The sequence below is a fragment of the Pseudomonas crudilactis genome, assembly GCF_013433315.1.
Lineage (GTDB): Bacteria > Pseudomonadota > Gammaproteobacteria > Pseudomonadales > Pseudomonadaceae > Aquipseudomonas > Aquipseudomonas crudilactis.
Map to the genome: position 1 here is coordinate 61,200 of NZ_WXVV01000033.1, position 17,620 is coordinate 78,819.

General features: G+C 58.6%; 19 protein-coding genes. 8 read left to right on the plus strand and 11 right to left on the minus strand.

Going from position 1 to position 17,620, the window contains the following annotated elements:
- Positions 1 to 199 precede the first annotated feature (199 nt).
- Positions 200 to 394 (plus strand): hypothetical protein, encoded by a 195-nt coding sequence (locus GTU76_RS27715; protein WP_180700055.1) that lies wholly within the window; start codon positions 200 to 202, stop codon positions 392 to 394.
- A gap of 164 nt (positions 395 to 558) precedes the next feature.
- Positions 559 to 816: a DUF2790 domain-containing protein gene (locus tag GTU76_RS27720; protein WP_026000591.1), complete on the plus strand. Its 258-nt coding sequence runs from the start codon at positions 559 to 561 to the stop codon at positions 814 to 816.
- A 44-nt stretch (positions 817 to 860) separates the two neighbouring features.
- Here GTU76_RS27720 and GTU76_RS27725 read toward each other — a convergent pair whose 3' ends face one another.
- The 5 genes from GTU76_RS27725 to GTU76_RS27745 form a co-directional block, all read right to left on the minus strand.
- Positions 861 to 1,796, minus strand: coding sequence for a LysR family transcriptional regulator (locus GTU76_RS27725; RefSeq protein ID WP_180700056.1), 936 nt, complete (start codon positions 1,794 to 1,796; stop codon positions 861 to 863).
- Positions 1,797 to 2,064: 268 nt separating this feature from the next.
- Complete coding sequence (locus GTU76_RS27730; protein WP_180700057.1) at positions 2,065 to 3,018, minus strand: aldo/keto reductase; 954 nt, start codon at positions 3,016 to 3,018, stop codon at positions 2,065 to 2,067.
- 22 nt (positions 3,019 to 3,040) lie between these two features.
- A complete protein-coding gene (locus tag GTU76_RS27735) occupies positions 3,041 to 4,507 on the minus strand; it encodes an efflux transporter outer membrane subunit (protein ID WP_180700058.1) in 1,467 nt (488 codons plus the stop codon).
- 19 nt (positions 4,508 to 4,526) lie between these two features.
- Positions 4,527 to 6,005, minus strand: a complete 1,479-nt coding sequence (locus GTU76_RS27740; RefSeq protein WP_180700059.1) for a DHA2 family efflux MFS transporter permease subunit — start codon at positions 6,003 to 6,005, stop codon at positions 4,527 to 4,529.
- A gap of 6 nt (positions 6,006 to 6,011) precedes the next feature.
- A complete protein-coding gene (locus tag GTU76_RS27745; protein ID WP_180700060.1) occupies positions 6,012 to 7,142 on the minus strand; it encodes an HlyD family secretion protein in 1,131 nt (376 codons plus the stop codon).
- A gap of 269 nt (positions 7,143 to 7,411) precedes the next feature.
- Here GTU76_RS27745 and GTU76_RS27750 point away from each other — a divergent pair, with 269 nt between their 5' ends.
- Together GTU76_RS27750 and mug are read left to right on the plus strand one after the other, a co-directional pair.
- Entirely contained in the window at positions 7,412 to 8,035 is a 624-nt protein-coding gene (locus GTU76_RS27750) for a TetR/AcrR family transcriptional regulator (RefSeq protein WP_180700061.1), read from the plus strand.
- 8 nt (positions 8,036 to 8,043) lie between these two features.
- Entirely contained in the window at positions 8,044 to 8,559 is a 516-nt protein-coding gene (gene mug, locus GTU76_RS27755) for a G/U mismatch-specific DNA glycosylase (protein WP_180700062.1), read from the plus strand.
- On the opposite strand, the gene GTU76_RS27760 is transcribed toward mug, so the two are convergent.
- Both GTU76_RS27760 and tspO read right to left on the minus strand, forming a co-directional pair.
- On the minus strand, positions 8,547 to 9,524 hold the full coding sequence (locus tag GTU76_RS27760; RefSeq protein WP_180700063.1) for an alpha/beta hydrolase: 978 nt from the start codon (positions 9,522 to 9,524) through the stop codon (positions 8,547 to 8,549). The two genes, mug and GTU76_RS27760, sit on opposite strands and share 13 nt — an antisense overlap.
- Positions 9,524 to 9,964 carry a tryptophan-rich sensory protein TspO gene (gene tspO / locus GTU76_RS27765; RefSeq protein WP_034155416.1) on the minus strand — a complete coding sequence of 147 codons (441 nt, stop codon included), beginning with the start codon at positions 9,962 to 9,964 and terminating at the stop codon, positions 9,524 to 9,526. Before tspO ends, GTU76_RS27760 begins: the two co-directional genes overlap by 1 nt.
- A gap of 172 nt (positions 9,965 to 10,136) precedes the next feature.
- On the opposite strand from tspO, the gene GTU76_RS27770 reads away from it, so the two are divergent.
- The gene (locus tag GTU76_RS27770) at positions 10,137 to 10,373 is read left to right on the plus strand and encodes a hypothetical protein (RefSeq protein WP_246376160.1); all 237 of its coding nucleotides are present in this window, start codon (positions 10,137 to 10,139) and stop codon (positions 10,371 to 10,373) included.
- 80 nt (positions 10,374 to 10,453) lie between these two features.
- Positions 10,454 to 10,906 carry a GNAT family N-acetyltransferase gene (locus GTU76_RS27775; protein ID WP_016984891.1) on the plus strand — a complete coding sequence of 151 codons (453 nt, stop codon included), beginning with the start codon at positions 10,454 to 10,456 and terminating at the stop codon, positions 10,904 to 10,906.
- Between the two features lie 35 nt (positions 10,907 to 10,941).
- Here the strand turns inward: GTU76_RS27775 and GTU76_RS27780 are convergent, their stop codons facing one another.
- From GTU76_RS27780 to GTU76_RS27790, 3 genes are all read right to left on the minus strand, one after another.
- On the minus strand, positions 10,942 to 11,667 hold the full coding sequence (locus GTU76_RS27780; RefSeq protein ID WP_016984892.1) for a DUF1353 domain-containing protein: 726 nt from the start codon (positions 11,665 to 11,667) through the stop codon (positions 10,942 to 10,944).
- Positions 11,668 to 11,758: 91 nt separating this feature from the next.
- Positions 11,759 to 11,953 carry a hypothetical protein gene (locus GTU76_RS27785; RefSeq protein WP_016984893.1) on the minus strand — a complete coding sequence of 65 codons (195 nt, stop codon included), beginning with the start codon at positions 11,951 to 11,953 and terminating at the stop codon, positions 11,759 to 11,761.
- Positions 11,954 to 11,975: 22 nt separating this feature from the next.
- Entirely contained in the window at positions 11,976 to 12,770 is a 795-nt protein-coding gene (locus GTU76_RS27790; protein WP_180700064.1) for a hypothetical protein, read from the minus strand.
- 363 nt (positions 12,771 to 13,133) lie between these two features.
- Between GTU76_RS27790 and GTU76_RS27795 the strand changes: the two genes are divergently transcribed.
- Positions 13,134 to 15,053 carry a tyrosine-protein phosphatase gene (locus GTU76_RS27795; protein ID WP_180700065.1) on the plus strand — a complete coding sequence of 640 codons (1,920 nt, stop codon included), beginning with the start codon at positions 13,134 to 13,136 and terminating at the stop codon, positions 15,051 to 15,053.
- 623 nt (positions 15,054 to 15,676) lie between these two features.
- Here the strand turns inward: GTU76_RS27795 and GTU76_RS27800 are convergent.
- Positions 15,677 to 16,648, minus strand: a complete 972-nt coding sequence (locus GTU76_RS27800) for a helix-turn-helix domain-containing protein (RefSeq protein WP_016987918.1) — start codon at positions 16,646 to 16,648, stop codon at positions 15,677 to 15,679.
- 266 nt (positions 16,649 to 16,914) lie between these two features.
- Between GTU76_RS27800 and GTU76_RS27805 the strand changes: the two genes are divergently transcribed.
- A partial coding sequence (locus GTU76_RS27805; protein ID WP_180700066.1) for a 2OG-Fe(II) oxygenase occupies positions 16,915 to 17,620 on the plus strand: 706 nt, incomplete at its 3' end.

Genomic DNA, 17,620 nt, shown 5'->3' on the forward strand with positions numbered 1-17,620 from the left:
CGGGGATTCTGCCACTTAATGGCGGCTTTGAGGGGGTGCACGTCAATGGCTTGTCCCGTTGCCAGAGGTTCACACCGACGAAGAACCCCGCACCTTCCGGGCGAAACCTATCAGCTACGCTATCTGATCAAGTGACTTGAGCAGAGCAGGATGCCGCGAACAACCTCGGTTACAGGCTGGGAGTCGATGAGCAAAGGAAATGTTTAATTTCTTTTTGACGTTTCTGTTCGTACTCATCCCCACGGCGTCGCTGTCACTCGACAGTTATCTTCGCTACCGAGTGGCAAAAAACCAACCGGTAAGCACGGCGTGGAAGGGCTGTAACCACGTGCTGGCGATCCTGCTGATCATGCAATTGCTGGGTTTGGCGCTGTACTTCTTTTACCTCGCCTGAGTCTGGTCGAACACCCGCTGATCCGTATGCTGCCATTCACCTCCGATTTGGCAACAGTGTTTGTCCCTCCGCCCGATTTTTCCCGCCACTGTCATTCCCTAGCATCGTCTCCAGGCCAGCAGCAATCACGCTGAAGCGGCCCACTCAACGAGACGGTGAACATCATGAACACAATGAAAATGGCGTTGGCGTTATTGCTTGGCAGTCTGGGCGCACAGGCGCATGCGGATGCGACGGATACACAAAACCTGCCGGTCGAAACCTATGCCTACTCGACCAAACTCGACATTGAACACGTGATCTCGATCACTGAGCCGGCGAATGAATGCGCGCCGGTGCCGGTTCAGATGACTTATGAAGACTCCCATGGCGAGCGCCATGTTCTGCAATACCAGGTCATGGGCACCGGCTGCTCCAGTTGATTCAGTGCAGAGAAGGGAGGGTCGACACTCCTTGTCTGCTGCACTCAGTGCTTTCTTGCTCCCGCAATATCTTCGTCCGATGCCAGTAATTCCGGGATCGACTGCTTGAGAAAATCCACCCAGGTTCTGGTTTTTGCATCAACGAACTTGCGCGACGGATAGATCGCGAACAGGTTCAACTCCTCCAGCCGGTACTCCGGCAACACCCGCACCAACGTCCCCGCCCGCAGGCCGTCCACGGCCGACGCTATCGGCTGAATGCCGATGCCCATGCCTTTTCTGATCGCGATGGTCATGCCGTCGGCGGTGTTGATATGGAAGGGCGACACGGGAATGGTGATGGTCTCCATGCCTTGCGGCCCCTCGAACGTCCAGTGCTCCACTGGCATCACCGTGTTGACGATGCGCAGGCACTCATGTTCGGCCAGGGCGTCGGGTGAGTGGGGCATGCCGCGTTTTTCCAGATAGGCCGGCGACGCGCAGAGGATGCTGTAGGTGATGCCCAGCCGTTGCGCGACGAAGCCGGAATCCGGCAGTTCGCGGGCCAGCACGATGGATATGTCGTAGCCTTCTTCAAGGAGGTCGGGCACGCGGTTGGTCAGGGTCAGATCAAACATCACCGTGGGGTGAATCTCTCGATAGCGGGCGATGGCGTCGATCACATAGTGATTGCCGATCGCCGACATGGCGTGGATTTTCAAGCGACCCACGGGCAGGGTTTGTGCGGTGCCGGCTTCCTCGTCGGCTTCGCGTACATCGTCAAGGATGCGCTCGCAGCGTTGCAGGTAACGCAAGCCGGCTTCGGTCAGGGCGAGGCGGCGGGTGGTGCGGTTGATCAGGCGCGTGTGCAGGCGGGCTTCAAGGGCGGATACGGCTTTGGACACGTTGGTTGTCGTGGTGTCGAGCAGTAGGGCGGCCGCCGTAAAGCTGCCGCTTTGCGCGACGGCGACGAAGAAACGCATGCTCTGGAAAACGTCCATCGCTGTTCCGCCTTATGGTGGGTTGTGTGGTGTTGGTGAGTCGGTGTTCACTTTTAATGGTGGCCCCTCACCCTAACCCTCTCCCGGAGGGAGAGGGGACTGACCGAGGTGTCTTACGCTGTCCGCCGACCTGATCAACCTTGGCGATTATGGATTCGGCAACATGCTTTCGGTTTGGCGAATCACTTGAACATCCCCCAATCAGGCTCCCTCTCCCTCCGGGAGAGGGCGGGGGGTGAGGGCTTCGATTGGCGTCACGCCACTGACCTCAAGCCGGACGCCGCGCAATAAACCCCGGCACCCCGGTTTCCACCACCGAGTTGAAGCGGATCCGCGTGCTGATGTCTTCCTTGATCTCACGCATCGCCCGTTGCGGCAATGACGCAACATCAAAATTCTCCTGAATATGCGCTGGCGTCGCCGAGGTCGTCAGAAACGCCGTGCCACGCTGCACCGCCCAGGCCAGTGCCACTTGCGCCGGGGTCTTCTGCACATTCCGGGCGATGCCTGTCAGCACGGCGTCTTCAAGCACGTTCGGCTGCATCCCGTGACCCAACGGCGCGAACGCCAAAAGGATGATGCCGTGCTGTTGGCAGAACTCGAGCATCTCCCATTCCGGCAGGTACGGGTGCGACTCGATTTGCACCACGGCCGGTTTTATCCGTGCTGCCGCGACAATTTCTTTCAACGCCTCCAACGTGATGTCTGACAGGCCAATGGACTTGCAGCGGCCTTCATCCACCAAGTTCTCCAGCGCACGCCAGGTATCGAGCAAGCTAATCTCGCCATCGTAGATCACGTGGCCAAACACGTCGCGCGGGTCCTGATCATCCCCCGCCTGAAACGCGAACGGCGTATGGATCAGGTAGCAATCGATGTAGTCGGTTTGCAGACGCTGACAGCTCGCCTCGAAGGCCGGCTTGACCCGCTCGGGCCGGTGGTTGGTGTTCCACAATTTGGTGGTGATGAACACGTCTTCGCGACGAATCCGGCCGGCAGCGAAGACCTGCTGAAACGCCACGCCGACCTGCGTTTCGTTGCGATAACGCTCGGCGCAGTCGAAGTGGCGGAAACCCACCTCCAGTGCGCATCTGACCGCTTCAGTGGTAGTGCTCAAATCACGAAACAACGTGCCGAAGCCAACGGCCGGCATTGAGCCTGCACCGTTGTTCAGCGGCCAGCGGGTGTCGCGAAGCGCATCGTGAAAGGCTTCGTAAGTCATGGTTTTTCTCCAGTGTCGGTGGTTACAGCGGTGTTTGCCCGGTGCCTGCGCGGGCGGCGATTTTCTGCTCGAAAACGCCGACGGCATTGCCGCCCAACGCTACGAACAACTGCACGGTGTCGAGATAGCGCGTGGTCTTCACCTGAATCTGCCCGAGCAACGCTTGCTCGTATGCGCGCTCGGCTTCGAGTACTTGCAGAACGCTGTTTTCGCCTTGAGCGTAAGCCTGTTGGTTGAGGCGAAAACTGCTGTCGGCGGCGTGTAATGCATCATCCTGCGCGAGGTTTTGCTCGGCGCCGTGGTGGATCGCCTGCAAGCTGTCCGCAACCTGGCCGAACGACTGAATCACCGTTTGCTGATAACGCGCGAGTGAGGCGTTGTAGCCATCGATGGCGGCCTGACGTTCGGCTTTCAGCGTGCCGCCATTGAAGATCGGCGCGGTGAGCCCGGCAGCAAAGCCCCACAGCGCGGCGCCGCCATTGCCGGACGCGGCTTGTGCCAGTGAGGCCGACAACTCGATGCGCGGATAGAGATTGGCTGTCGCCACCCCCACGGCCGCGCTGGCCATGTGCAGTTCGGCTTCGGCCTGCAAGATGTCCGGGCGGGTGCGCGCGGTTTCCGAGGGCAGGCTGACCGGCACCGTCGTCGGCAAGGCAAAGTCGTCGAGGGTGAAGTCCGGTGCGATCCAGTCGGCCGGGCCTTTGCCGGCGAGGATCGACAAGGCGTGGCGCGCCGCATCACGCTGCTGAGCGAGTGGCGGCAGCAGGGTGCGATCCTGCGCGAGACGAGTTTGCGCCAGCGACACATCGATACGCGTTGTGCTGCCGCTCTGTTGGGCGCGCTGCACCAGATCAAGGTTTTTCGTGTCATTGGTCAGCAGCGTTTGCACGGCTTCGATCTGCGCATTGGCCGAGGCGATCAGCAACGCCTGTCGGGCCACTTCACCGGTCAGCGTCAGGTAGGCCGCTTCGTAACGGTGTTTATACAAGTCAGCCAAAGCCTGCTGGCCTTCGACTTCACGCTTGATACCGCCGAAAGCATCCAGATCGAATGTCACCCGTGGGCCGATGGCGTAGACATTGGCAACGCTTGGCTGCGGCCCGTTGTGAGTGCGCTGCCGACCGCCCGCTGCCGCAAAATCCACTTGCGGGTACAGCGCGCCTTCCGCCGCCGCAACGGAGGCCGCCGCCTGGCGCAGGGTCGCATCGGCGGCGACCAGTTCGAGGTTGCCGTCGATGGCGCGACGCATCACTTGATCAAGCTTCGGCGAGCGCAGCGCGGTCCACCAATCGCCGTGAATGCGTTGGCCTATGTCGAAACGTTGTGCGCCGGTCGACTGCTCGGCTTGCTCATCGTAGTGCGCTGAGGAGCCGGTGGCCGGGCGCTGGAAATCAGGGCCGACAGTGCAGGCCGAGAGCATCACCATCAAGGCCAGCGCACTGAAGGCACCGGGGATTGCAGAACGAGTGAAGCGCGTAGACGTTTTCATTTTGCAGACTCCACAAAGATCAGTTGGCCGCAGCCGGTTTGCGCAGCAACAGCACCAGCGGGCTCACGACGAGCATCACCAGCATCAGAATCTTGAACTGGCCCATCACCGCGACGAACGCGGCCTGATGCGTCACCAGGTGGTTCAGGCCTTCCAGTGCCGGCAGCGAGGTCGGCAGCGCCGTGCGATAAGGCGTCAGCTGACTGACCAGCGCCACGTGCATCGCCTGGGTGTTGTTGAAGAAAAAGATCTGCACCACCGCCACACCAAGGGTGCTGCCGTAGACGCGCATCAGGTTGAACAGGCCGGTGGCTTCCGGGCGCAGTGCCGGGTTAAGGGTGCTGAACGCGACCTTGCTCAGCGCGGGCATCAACACGCCCAGGCCGACTCCCTGGATGAATCCGCTCCACGCCACGGGCTTCCAGTCCATCAGCGGCGAGTAGCCGAGCATCAGCCAGTTGGCGTAGACCACCAGGGCAATGCCCGCAGCGATGAACAGGCGAGTGTCGATCCAGTGCGGCGCACGGCCCATCAACAGAAACGCGCCAACCAGGCCGACGCCACGCGGGATGGTCAGAAACCCGGTGGTGTCCGGTGGATAGCCCATGATTTCGTCGAGCATCGGCGAAGTCAGCGCCATGGTCGACAGCAGGACGAAGCCGAGGGCGAAGAACATCACTGTCGACAGCATGAAGTTGCGGTCAGCGAGTAAGGCTTTGCTGACGAAGTGCACCTTGGCGGTCCACCGATGCACGATGAACAGGTACAGCCCGAGCGCGCAGGCCAGCGCTTCGATGCAGATTTCCAACGAGTCGAACCAGTCCATGCGCTCGCCCCGGTCGAGAAGCATCTGCAGGCTGATCATGCCGAGGGTGAAGGTGCCGAAACCGAAAAAGTCGTAAGGCGGACGCTGCTCGGCTTTTTTCTCGGCGAGCAGCAACGTCGCCACCAGAAAAATGTACGCCGTCAGCGGCAGGCTGAGGTAGAACATAGGCCGCCAGTCGAAGTGCTCGCAGATCAGTCCGCCAATACTCGGCCCGCTGACGATGCCGAACAGCACCAGCGCTGTCCATTTTGCGCCGAACGCAGGACGCTTTTCCGCAGGCAGCGTTTCCAGGGCAATCGCCATCGATAGCGGCGCCAGCACACCACTGGCCAGGCCTTGCAGAATGCGCGCGGCGATGAATTCCAGCGGCGAACTCGCCAGCGTGCCGAGCCACAGGCCCAGGGCAAACAGCACCAGTGCGATCTGATAAACCCGCTTCAAACCGAAGGCAGCGGCGAGCCACTGGGCGATCGGCAAAGTGATCGCGCTGGCGGCCAGATAAGCCGTGAAAATCCACCCGGCCTGATCGTCAGTCATCGATAGGCTGCCCTGAATCAAGCGCAGTGCGGCATTGGGCAATGGCAGATTCATCGATTGCAGATAAGTCGCCAGTAGCGCGACGAAGCGCAATGCACGCAGATCGGCAGCGTTGTTGCGAGCGATGGTGTTCATCACGCATTACCCCGCGCTGAGCAACGACTTGAATGGATACCACCACGGCGTGCGGTGGCCGGTGTCGACTTCAACCGTGGCACTGGTACCGGAGAACAGCGGTATGGCCGGGTCGGCGTCGTCGAGTTCGAGACGCACCGGTACGCGCTGCACCACCTTCACCCAGTTGCCCGTCGCGTTTTCCGGCGGCAGCAGGGCGAAGTCCGCGCCGGCGCCGGGGCTCATGCTGATCACGTGGGCCTTGAAGGGGCGATCCGGATAAGTGTCGAGGGTGATTGTCGCGGTCTGGCCGGGGCGCATGTGGGTGAGCTGGGTTTCGCGGAAATTCGCTTCGATCCAGGTCTCGTGATCGGAAATCAACGCGAACGCAGCGCTGCCGTTACTGACGTAATTGCCCACCTGCAAGTCGTCGACCTTGGCCACGATGCCGTCGGCCGGTGCGGTCACTGTGGCGTAGGACAGATAGAGCTGCGCTTCGTCGAGCTGCGCCTTGGCTTCGCGTACGGTTGGATGCCGGTCGATGGCGATGTCGGGATCACCATTGAGGGAGACCACGGTGCTGGCGATCTGTTGCTCGATCGAAGCGATGCGTTGGCGTGAAACTTTCAGGTCGGTATCGGCGCGCTCATAAGCGGCCCGTGAGACGAACTCGCTGGCGATCAGTGCTTTCTTGCGGGCGAACTCTTTCTGGTCGTAGTCCGCCGATGCCCGTGCCGATTGCAGTTCGGCCTGCTGCTGGCGATAGCTGGCCTTGAGGCCGTCGATGCGCAGGCGAGCGTTGCCTAACTGAGCTTCGGCGCGGTCGACCGCGATCTGTAACGGTTGCGGGTCGAGACGAAACAGCACTTGGCCCTTGCGCACGGTTTGATTGTCTTCAACGGCAATCTCGACCACTTGCCCGGACACCCGCGCATTGATCGACGCCTTGGCCACGCGGGCATAGGCGTTGTCGGTGGAGACGAAAGGCTCGTTCGCCCGGTACTGGCTGTAACCGATGACCGCGAACAATGCTGGCAGGCCGACCATCAACAGTGGTCGCAGCCTTTGCTTTAGCGGTTTTTTAGGCGGGGCGTCCGCCAGATCCCGGATCGGCTGGGCGCTGGCATGTGCTGCGGTGAGATCAATTGGCTGGGTCATGATCTGCTCTATCCAAAATGCTGAAGCGCAAACGGGACATCGGGCCGACCGGGGCAATCGCCTGTGGCCGCGACGTGATTAATGGCTGCTGAAAATCAAATCCGTGCGCGGTGGGGGAGGATCGCTCCTTACCGCTGTTTGTCGTTGCTACAGCTCGTTTGAGTTGCGCCACAACAAAGCTGTTGACCAAGGAATTTCTGGTTCCTTAATTTTGTGCGATGGTGTAAGAATATGGGCGACTCCCCATCCTTGCAAGGAATTTGTACGACATGGCACAAAATAAACCGACAGAAGGAAAAGGCCGTGGCCGTCCTCGCGCCTATGACCCGCAAACGGCATTGCAACAGGCTCTTGGCGTGTTCTGGAACACCGGTTATTCCGGCGCATCTCTCGACAGCATCGCCACCGCGGCGGGCATGAACCGGCCTAGCCTGTACGCCGCGTTCGGCGATAAACACGCGCTCTATATCAAGGCTCTGGATCAATATTGGGAAACTGCGCACGCCGCCATGCAGGCTGCGCTGACCGACAGCAGCCTGAACCTGATGCAGGCACTGACCAGTTTTTATGAAGGGCAACTGGCGATTTATTTCTCGGGCGACGGCCAGCCTCGCGGCTGCTTTGCCATCGGTACGGCGACCACCGAAGCCGTCGAAGACCCGGAAATTCGCCAAGTGCTGTCGGCCCGACTCAGTCAGTTGGACGCTGATCTGGAAGCACGTCTGCACAAGGCAATCGAAGCGGGCGAGCTGAAACCTGATAGTGATCTCGCCGCGCTGGCGGTGATTGCATCTTCATTGCTGCACAGCATTTCGATCCGCGCCCGTGCAGGCAAATCCCGTGAAGAACTGACCGCGATTGCGCGCAACACCGTCAGCGTGATCTGCGGCTGAGCGCGCTCATGAACGCGCTCGAAGACATTCTCGCGGAAGATTTGTCAGTGGTCTTTTGTGGGATCAATCCTGGACTGCTGGCGGCAGAGCAGGGGCACCATTTTGCCGGGCGCAGCAATCGGTTCTGGCGCACGCTGCATCTGGCCGGGTTCACACCCGACGAACTCCGTCCGGAAAACGACCGCTCGATTCTGCAATATCAGTGCGGATTGACGGCGGTGGTCGCACGGCCCACCGCGCGGGCGGATCAAGTGTCTGCGCAGGAATTTGTCGCCGTTGCGGCGGATTTTGAGCAGAAGATTGTTCGCTACAAGCCACGCCATGTGGCGTTTCTCGGCAAAGCGGCTTATTCGGGGCTGTCCGGGAAAAAGCTCATTGCCTGGGGGCGTCAAGCCGAAACGTTCGGCCATGCGGCGGTCTGGGTGCTGCCCAATCCCAGCGGACGCAATCTGGCGTTTACGCTGGAACAACTGGTCACGGCGTATCGGCAGCTGGCGCGGGCAGCCGGTTTTCAAACGGTCTGAGGAGCTGCCGCGACGCGCGCCGAAATCCACTTCCGACTGTAGGCCAGCACACCTTGAGCAATGGCCGTGGGGAAGTGAATAAAACCGTGAGGCGAGGATGGCAGCAGGTGCATCTCGACCGGCGCTGATTGCGACCAGCGCCTGGCGATGTCGAGAGTATCGTCGCGCAGCGGATCGAGTTCGCCGGCAAACAGCAGCGCCGGCGGGAAACCGCTGAAGTCGCCGTACAGCGGTGACAACGGTGGCTGGCGGCGTTGCTCGTCGGTCAGTTCCGGCGTCAGCAGGCGCAAGGCCTCGACCATGCCGGGACCGTCCAGCACCAGCGTGTCGGCGGGCGCGCTGCGCACGCTTGGCGTGCCGGTCAGGTCGTAGACGCCGTAATACAGCAGTGCGCCGCTGATTCTTTGCAGCAGATCGGGCCATTGTTTCAGCGCCAACAGTGTCGCCGCCGCCAGGTGGCCACCTGCCGATTCACCGACCACCACGACGGGCAGGCCGGCGAACTCAGCCTCTTGTAACAACCAACGAGTGGCGTTGAGGCAGTCCTCCAACAAGCCTTCGATGGGCGTGGACACGGCCAATCGATAATCCACCGAAACCACGGTCACCTCGCAGCTGTCGACGATGGCCGCGTTGAAATTGTCATCCATCTGCGCATTGCCGATCACCCAGCCGCCGCCGTGAAAATCCAGCACCACGCCTTTCGCCCGGCCCTTGGGGCGGATGATTCGCACCGGCACGTTAGCAATCAGCTTGCGCTCAGCCGTCAGGCCAAGCTTGCGCAACGCGCCCGAGCCGGCCACCTGGCTCAAGCGCAGCAGCGCCTGAATCAAGCGCGGTGTCAGGCGATTGCGGATCTTGAAACGCGGTAGCCAGGCGAGCTTTTTGTTGAAGGCCCGCACCTGCGCCAACTCGCGCTCACCTTGCGGCCACGGTGTTGCAGTACCCCAATTGGCATTGCTCATCAGCGGTTCTTGATCAGGATGGAAAAATTCAACGCCGCCGCCACACACAGCCACGCCAGATACGGAAACAGGATCAAGCCAGTGATCAGGTCCAGTTGTATCGCCAGCACCACCATCGCCGCGACCACCAGCCACAACACGGTGAGAATCACCATCGCCGCCAACACCTGATGCGCGCCGAAGAACACCGGCGTCCACAATGTGTTCAGCGCAATCTGCGCCGCCCACAACGCCAGCACGGTCTGGCTGCCGGGGATCAGGCTCAAGCGGTAGCCGGCCCAGGCCAGCAGCAGATAGATAATCGTCCAGGCCAGCGGGAATGCCCAGTTCGGCGGGGTGAAGCGGGGTTTGTTCAGCCCTTCGTACCACGGCCCCGGTTTGAACATCACGCCGGTGGTTGCCGCAGCCGCGCAGGCCAGAAGAAAAATGAAAAAGGTCATCGCCAGTCCTTGGCTGAGATCAGCCGGTAAGGGGTTTAAGAAAAGGACGCCCCGGCGCGCGAAAAGTTTGCCATGAATTCCAGATTGGTCTGAGGGCGATTCAATTTGAACTAAAAACTGACCACTGCGTCAGGATAATCAGTTGCCTTTTTCTACTGACGCGGATGACATCATGTACACCTATCACATCGAATATCGATTCAACGGCGAGCCTCGGACTTTTCTGCTTGAACTCAAGGAGCAGCAGTTGGCCAAGCACGAGGCCGCGATGCATCTGCTGGAGCTGCATGTGGGCGATGCGGAAAACAGTTTGATCATGCCCACAGCGGATTCGACCCCCGAGCAGATTCTTGAACATGCCGAGCGGGTAGGGATAACGGACATCAAGGTTGTCAGCCAAACTAACTGAAGCGTGATGCAGACGTTGGCAACGGCCGCGATCCATCGCATGCTGAGCGCACACCGCATTGTTCGCCTGGAGGACAAGCCTTGCCTACCCTGCGCCGCGCTCAACCGAACGATGCTGAAGCCATCGCCGCTCTCGTCAACAAAGCCTACTCACCCTACATCGCCCGGATCGGCAGAGAACCTTCGCCGATGCTTGATGACTATCGGCAGGTAATCGAGCAGAACGATGCTTTTGTGCTGACTGACAACGATGAAATCGTCGGCGTACTGGTAACGAGCCAAGAGGGAACGGAGCTGCTGCTGGTCAACGTCGCCGTTTCGCCAAGTCACAAGGGCAACGGTTTCGGCAAACAGCTGATGGCGTATTGTGAAGAACATGCGTTGACACTGGGCTGCGAAGCGGTGCGGCTCTACACCCATGAACGGATGGTCGAGAACATCGCCATCTATGAAAAGCTCGGGTATCAGCAAACCCATCGCGCCAATGAGGATGGGTTTGCCAGGGTGTTTATGCGCAAGGCGCTGGACGCCTGATTGGAGGCGTCGCCGCATGTTTGGCTCTGTTTCAGTTACCGAGCAACGGGCAGTTGTTCAATTTGGGAGAGGCTCAGGTTCTTTTCCTTGATTTCCTGCCTCATTTTTTCGAAAGCCTCTTTTGACGGCTGAGGTTGTTGTTCTTGAACCTCAATTACCGCTCCGACCACTTCATCTACCTGCTCACTCTTCAAAAAACCAGTGGATACATTCCTGCTGATGGTCCGCCCCTCATCTATCAATATTGCTTTTTTGCCAGCAGGCAGATCTGCGTTGAACTCCTCGAGTTTTGAGGTGATTAGTTTTGATTTTGTCCTTGGTAGCAGGATATGTGTCGGTTCCGCCCAGCGGGGACCAAAATGGTAGACGGCTGCATACATGGTTTTTGCCGTTGTAATATCTACACCTGCTGCACGCATTGCGGTGTAAAAAGCCATATGAGTCTGTTGCCAGCTTCGTTTCCTGTTTACGCACGCTACATCGTGAATTACTGCTGCATTGCGATATTGTCCATCAAGTGGTCCACCCACAACCGACCAGGCTATCTGTGGTATAGACGCACCGTCTGTAACAGTACCTTTAGGAGCGAACCAGAAGATTTTCTCAGGTCCCGGGCCTGTGTACGCAAAGTCTCCCAAGAGCTTGACATCGTGTTTGGAATGAAGGAACTCCACTCTCAATGGTCCTGAAAATTTTCCCCAGTCTGCCGAATAGGCATTGGTTGTAAGGGCCAGAATTATAATTGCCAGTAGATTTTTCATTGTTCAGCCTTGGAGGATTTGTCCTCCTGATAGACATGAATCTAAAGTGAGTGGGTAGCTTTCAAAGTGCAGATATAATTAAAGTTTTTCATTAGCCGCCGACCAGGCTTACATCGGTATAGTGTCTGTGAACTTTGAGTTTCTGGTTGTTATACTCGACTAATAACTGAACGTAGTCATCGACGAATATGGTGACTGTGGCGGGATATACTCCGCCAGAAAATTCGACGTAAATTTTATCACCATTATTGCGAACCTTTTCCAGGATCTCAGAGAACGTACTCATGCTTGGCTCCTTGGGCTAGAAGTTATAGGCCCTTCATTTGGCTTGCGTAGTTTTTGGCGCAGTCGCTTTTTGATTTGTCATCTTTTGCTGACTCAATGCATCTAACTAGCTGTTTCGAGAGCGAATCACTTGCAATCGATGAGGCGGATGACATGTGCTTCAGTATCTCTGAATCTAATTGTCCAGCCGCCACTTTATTCGCCACGCTTGCCAAAGCCTGATCTGACTGCGCCTTGGCCTTTTGTTGTTCTGCAGCCACCATGCTCGTTAACGCGGCAATAATCGCTTCATGCTCTGACTTGACATTGGTTGCTGTCTCAGCCTTGTTGTTTCCTAACCAGCCATTGGATGCTGCCTCACAAGTTCTGAACATCATTTCCCTAGCGAGGAGAACGTATTGTGTTCGACCATCAAGAGTAACTATTGTGCTGACAAAATCTATAGCGCCATTCGCGGTTTGTTGTAGATCTTGATTGCTTCCTGCACTCATGGAACGAGTTGACCCTTCTGCACTCGTGCTGGAGGCTTGGCTGTTGAGAATTGCATTTAGTTTATTAGTAGCTTCAAGTGACGCCTGGGCAGAACTCGACGCAGCGACGTCGGAGAATGGCTCTGCGCATGAGGTGTAAGTGTTGGCTGATGATTCATTTCTTATATAGACGCCTCGTAACTGTGCCGGAATGGAAGCCATCAACAACTCGCCGTTCGCAGTTATCTTTTTTATTTTGGCCTCTTTTTGCTCTGCCAATCCCAGCGATGAGCAGCCGGAAATCATCGTTAGCGATAAAAAAGTAAGCGCCAGTAATCGATTTTTCATAAAAACTCCTTTTTTTGATGAGGCTTGTTCAGTGAGTCGATACCCCGGGCTGAATTTAACTTAGTTGAGTTTTGGCAGAATGCCAGTATCGGTTGAGCTACTGGAGCAGATCTATTTTCATAGATCTCTTTGAGAGGATTTGCCGTAGTTGGAAGTTGATCGCTGGATGGTCTCAAGCAACCCTTCCGTAGCGCCTGTTCAGCGTGAACGGTTTGAGAGCGTGCTTTCGGGGTTGGTATGGACCAATCGCGCACCCCACGGCCCGATCGCGCAGCCATTTCCATTTCAAGCGAAACTGTCATATTCAGTATCACTTGCCTACCCATAGTGACCAGCCCAACGCTTAAACAATGAGGCTGCACTGTGTTTCAACGTCTTCTGTGTTCGCTGTCCGTACTGAGCCTTTCCATCGCCGCCGCCCATGCTGCCGAGCCTGTGCCGCTCGACACGCCGCGCCTGCAAGGCATGGACAATTTCCGCGATGTCGCCGGCACCACCACCGCGTATTCCACCGCTCACGACGGCACCATGCGCGCTGGCGTGTTCTACCGCGCCAACGCGGTAACTCCGACGGCTTCCGACCTGGCGACCCTCAACAGCCTCGGCATCAAAGCCGTCTACGACCTGCGCACCCCCAGCGAAATCGCCGCCACTCCCGACACGATGCTGGGCGGCGCCTCCTACCAGAACATCGACATCATCGGCAGCACCACCTCCGGCTCGGCCATCACCAACATCTCCTTCAAAAGCGCCGCCGACGCCATCGCCATGATGGAACAGACCAACCGCGCCTTCGTCAGCGACGTCGGCATGCACGGCCAGTTCGGCAAACTGTTCAATGAACTCGCCAGTGTCGACGCCGCGCAACTGTTCCACTGCACCGCCGGCAAGGATCGCACCGGCTGGACCGCCGCCGTGTTGCAGAGCATCGCCGGTGTCGACAACGCCACCATCATGGCCAACTATCTGGCGACCAATGACTACACCGCCGCCCGAGTCGCCGCGACACTGAAAGCACTGCCGCCAAGCATGGCTGCCATCTACGAACCACTGCTCGGCGTCCAGGCCAGCTACTTGCAGGCCGGTCTCGACGAAGTCACCGCGCAATACGGCAGCATGGACAATTACCTCAAACAAGGCCTCGGCCTGTCGCAGGAAACCATTTACGTCCTGCGCGGCAAACTGGTCGAATACAACAGCCTGCCGGGTCAGGCCGGGTTGATTGGCAACGCCGCTGCTGGCGCGGAATTGCTCCGCGAATTGCAAAACTCCAGCCTGTCCGGCACCTACAGCGCCTACAACTATTACCTGCAATCGGCCATCGACACCGGCACCCTCGGCGGTGTCGAATCCCAGGTCGGCGGCCAGGTGCACGCTGACGCCGCCAGCTACCTGCTGCGCCAGAACGCGATGATCGAGCAAGCCGCCGCGCCGTTCGCCAGCGGCACTGATCTCAAGGTCGGCCAATACCGCCTCTGGACCACCGCGCTCGCCGGCTACCTCGGCACCGACGGCTCGGCGCACGCCGAGAGCAGCAATGAACACAGCCAAGGCTTGATCGTCGGCATCACCCAACGCTTCAGCGAACAACTCAGCGCACGCGGCGGCTTCGGCTACAGCAAAGGCAGCGTCGGCGGCGCGGGTGGCGAAGCCGACACTGACTTCACCTTCGTCAACGTCGGCGCTCGCTACGGCTTCACCAGCCTCGAACAAGGCCTGTTCGTCGACGCCAACGCCAGCGCCGGCTACGTCGATTACGACAGCAAACGTGATCTCGGCGGAGGCCTCGGCACCGCGAAAGGCGACACCCACGGCAACCTCAGCGGCGCCACCGTCGCCCTCGGCTACCGCGCCCCGGTCAACGGCATGACTTTCGAGCCGAGCCTCGGTTTTCGCGTCAGCCACCTCGACCTTAACGGCTTCACAGAGAAGGGCAGCGAACTGGCGCTCGACGTCGACGACAACAGCGCCACCCGCCGCAGCGCCGTCGCCAACCTCAACGTCGCCTTCGCCCCGGTGGCGATGGGCGCATGGCAACTGGTGCCGGGCGTGCAAGTCGGTTACGAACGCACACTGGGTGACAACCAGGTCGACAGCCAAAGCCACCTGCTGGGCCTCGATATCGAACAACGCGCCGCTTTCGACAACCGCGATCAATTCAGCGGCGGCGTCAACGTCATGGCCAGCCTCGGCGCCCTGAGCCTGGGCGCAGAAGTCGGCGCCAATGGCGGCGGCGACAGCCACGGCTTCAACGGCGGCCTCAAGGCCAGTTACGCGTTCTAAAACAAAACGGGGTCAAGGAAGGACGACCCCATCCAACAAACACCCCAAAACCCAATGTGGGAGCGAGCTTGCTCGCGAAAGCGCCAGACCAGTCAACATCAAACCGACTGACTCACCGCATTCGCGAGCAACCCCGCTCCCACAAATTTGATTCCATCCAATAGCAGCCAATCCAAAGCCCCTCACCCTAACCCTCTCCCGAAGGGAGAGGGGACTGACCGCGTGGATTGGAAGAGCTACACCGACGTGGCATACCGAGTCGAACTCAAATTTTGAAAAGCCCACCAATCGGCTCCCTCTCCCTCGGGAGAGGGGACTGACCGAGGCGTCTTGCGTCATGCATCGACCTGAAAGATCGAGGCGATTATGGATTCAAAGCAAGACTCTCAGGTCGGTGTAGATCTTCAATATCCCCGGCTCGGTTCCCTCTCCTCGGGGAGAGGGCTAGGGTGAGGGGAAAGCAGTTACCGCAAAATCAACTGGCCAACTCGGTCAAACGCCTCCGCGCCCACTGCTCGAGCAACCGCGCCGGCGTGCCATCCCCACGCTTAGCGTCCCATCGGCGCGGTGCGACGTTAGCTAAATCTTCTCACCACACGTTACCTTGCAAACCTGTTACCCAATCACCCCCGAGCCCGAAACTCCGCCGGACTCACCCCATAAGCCCCCTGAAAATACCGACAAAACCGCCCCACATTACTAAACCCAAATCGCAACGCCACCTCAGTCACCGAGCCCGAACCCCGCCGCTTCAAAACCTCATAAGCCCGCTCCAGCCGCACCTGCCGCTGATACGCCACAATCGACATCCCGACAAACCGCCGAAACCCCTCCTGCAACGCCCGCTGACTGACATGACTCAACCGCGCCAGATCCACACCGCTAACCAATTGCTCCGGATGCGCCTGAATAAACTCCACCGCCAACTTCACATGCCGCGGCGCAACCATCGCCGTGGGCCGGCGCAACGCCTCGGAAAAGTTATGCGGCCAAGCCTCCAGCACCGCATCAACCAACATCTCGCGCAACCGCGACGGCATCAACGTCCCGCTGTTGATCAACAAATCAAACTCAGTGCCTGTGGCTAGATCGATCAACGCCTTGATCCCCTGAAACGCTGCCGAATTCAGATTCACGCTAGGTTCAAAAACGATCTTCTGCAGAATCGGTTTATCCAATAGCGCCGACAACCGCTCAGTGAGCTGATGCCGATTGATTGACATCCCGTGATGCGCGTGATCATCGAAGAAACGCATCGAGCGGATGTCAGCCTTGTCGATCGCCAGCCCAACCTGCGACACACCGATAGACTCGGTGGCATGGTTGAAAACGATCTTGCCGGCAGTGGGAATGACGAAGGTGATCTCGTCCTGTGGATCGGGGAAAGCGACGGTGAAATCACCGTGGTAATGCATCCGCCGAAAACTCACGCCATCGTGCCGACCGTAGACCCCGCCAATAATGATGTTCGACGGCAGCGGCGGATTGTCCGCATAGCGATTACCAAACAACTTCGAAAACAGTGCACCGAAGTCGTCCGAACGGAGGTTGTCGGAGCGCAGGATAATTTGCTGGCGAACAGGAGACGGAAACACCTTGGCGGCACCTTCGGTTGGGGGCTCTAGGACTGGGGTGTAGGGCAGGGCGTCGAGGAGATTAGCAGAGGAAATATGACGCGTTTGTGACAGCTGGAAACATGCCGTTACAGCGCCGCGCCACATTCAGGAAAAGGACACTCGGCAGGTCATTGCCGACATGGCAACCTGCTCGCAACCGTATCAGCCAACAAACAGCGGCACCGCGCCGACCGCCAGGCCCTGTTTGACGTGACCTGAAAACAGTCAAATTAATTGGAGCGGCAATGCAAGCCAACACGCAAACACTCCCCATAACCCTGACCCCGGAACTCGACTTCGACCCAAACGCCGCCAGCGCTTTCGGCGAATCACTGACCCACGAATACACCCAAGCCACACCATTCCCGCACATCGTCATCGACAACTTCCTGCAAGCAGACGTCATCTCCAGCATCCGCGAACACTTCCCGGTCGAACCAACCAACAACGAACAGACCTACGAGCGCGGCTACAAAGGCCAACTCAAACGCCAGATCAGCCCCAACGCCTGCAGCCCGTACCTGAAGAACGTCTTCAACACCTTCAATTCCGCACCCATGCTGGAATTCCTCGAAAAACTCACCGGCATCCAAGGGCTGATCCCCGACCCTTACTTCGCCGGCGGCGGCCTGCACGAAACCAAAACCGGCGGTTTCCTCGGCGTGCACTCGGATTTTCGGCTGAACAAAAAGCTCAATGTTGAGCGTCGGCTGAACGTGATCATTTACCTGACCGAGGACTGGCAGGAGGCGTACGGAGGCAACCTGGAGCTTTGGGATGTGGGGATGAAGAAATGCCTGAAGAAGGTGCTGCCGATTTATAACCGGTGTGTGATTTTTAATACGGATAAGGACAGTAATCATGGGCATCCGGAGCCGTTGACTACGCCGGAAGGCATCACTCGGCGATCGATTGCGCTTTATTACTACACGGCGAGTGGGGTGGGTGGGG

Excerpts from the sequence above, each read along its gene's own strand:
- GTU76_RS27785 (WP_016984893.1), bottom strand. The coding sequence starts at position 11,953 with ATGAGTACGTTCTCTGAGATCCTGGAAAAGGTTCGCAATAATGGTGAT.
- GTU76_RS27745 (WP_180700060.1), bottom strand. The coding sequence starts at position 7,142 with ATGACCCAGCCAATTGATCTCACCGCAGCACATGCCAGCGCCCAGCCG.
- mug (WP_180700062.1), top strand. The coding sequence starts at position 8,044 with ATGAACGCGCTCGAAGACATTCTCGCGGAAGATTTGTCAGTGGTCTTT.
- GTU76_RS27760 (WP_180700063.1), bottom strand. The coding sequence starts at position 9,524 with ATGAGCAATGCCAATTGGGGTACTGCAACACCGTGGCCGCAAGGTGAG.
- GTU76_RS27735 (WP_180700058.1), bottom strand. The coding sequence starts at position 4,507 with ATGAAAACGTCTACGCGCTTCACTCGTTCTGCAATCCCCGGTGCCTTC.
- GTU76_RS27715 (WP_180700055.1), top strand. The coding sequence starts at position 200 with ATGTTTAATTTCTTTTTGACGTTTCTGTTCGTACTCATCCCCACGGCG.
- GTU76_RS27750 (WP_180700061.1), top strand. The coding sequence starts at position 7,412 with ATGGCACAAAATAAACCGACAGAAGGAAAAGGCCGTGGCCGTCCTCGC.
- GTU76_RS27790 (WP_180700064.1), bottom strand. The coding sequence starts at position 12,770 with ATGAAAAATCGATTACTGGCGCTTACTTTTTTATCGCTAACGATGATT.
- GTU76_RS27740 (WP_180700059.1), bottom strand. The coding sequence starts at position 6,005 with ATGAACACCATCGCTCGCAACAACGCTGCCGATCTGCGTGCATTGCGC.
- GTU76_RS27770 (WP_246376160.1), top strand. The coding sequence starts at position 10,137 with ATGTACACCTATCACATCGAATATCGATTCAACGGCGAGCCTCGGACT.
- GTU76_RS27725 (WP_180700056.1), bottom strand. The coding sequence starts at position 1,796 with ATGGACGTTTTCCAGAGCATGCGTTTCTTCGTCGCCGTCGCGCAAAGC.
- GTU76_RS27720 (WP_026000591.1), top strand. The coding sequence starts at position 559 with ATGAACACAATGAAAATGGCGTTGGCGTTATTGCTTGGCAGTCTGGGC.
- GTU76_RS27780 (WP_016984892.1), bottom strand. The coding sequence starts at position 11,667 with ATGAAAAATCTACTGGCAATTATAATTCTGGCCCTTACAACCAATGCC.
- GTU76_RS27730 (WP_180700057.1), bottom strand. The coding sequence starts at position 3,018 with ATGACTTACGAAGCCTTTCACGATGCGCTTCGCGACACCCGCTGGCCG.
- tspO (WP_034155416.1), bottom strand. The coding sequence starts at position 9,964 with ATGACCTTTTTCATTTTTCTTCTGGCCTGCGCGGCTGCGGCAACCACC.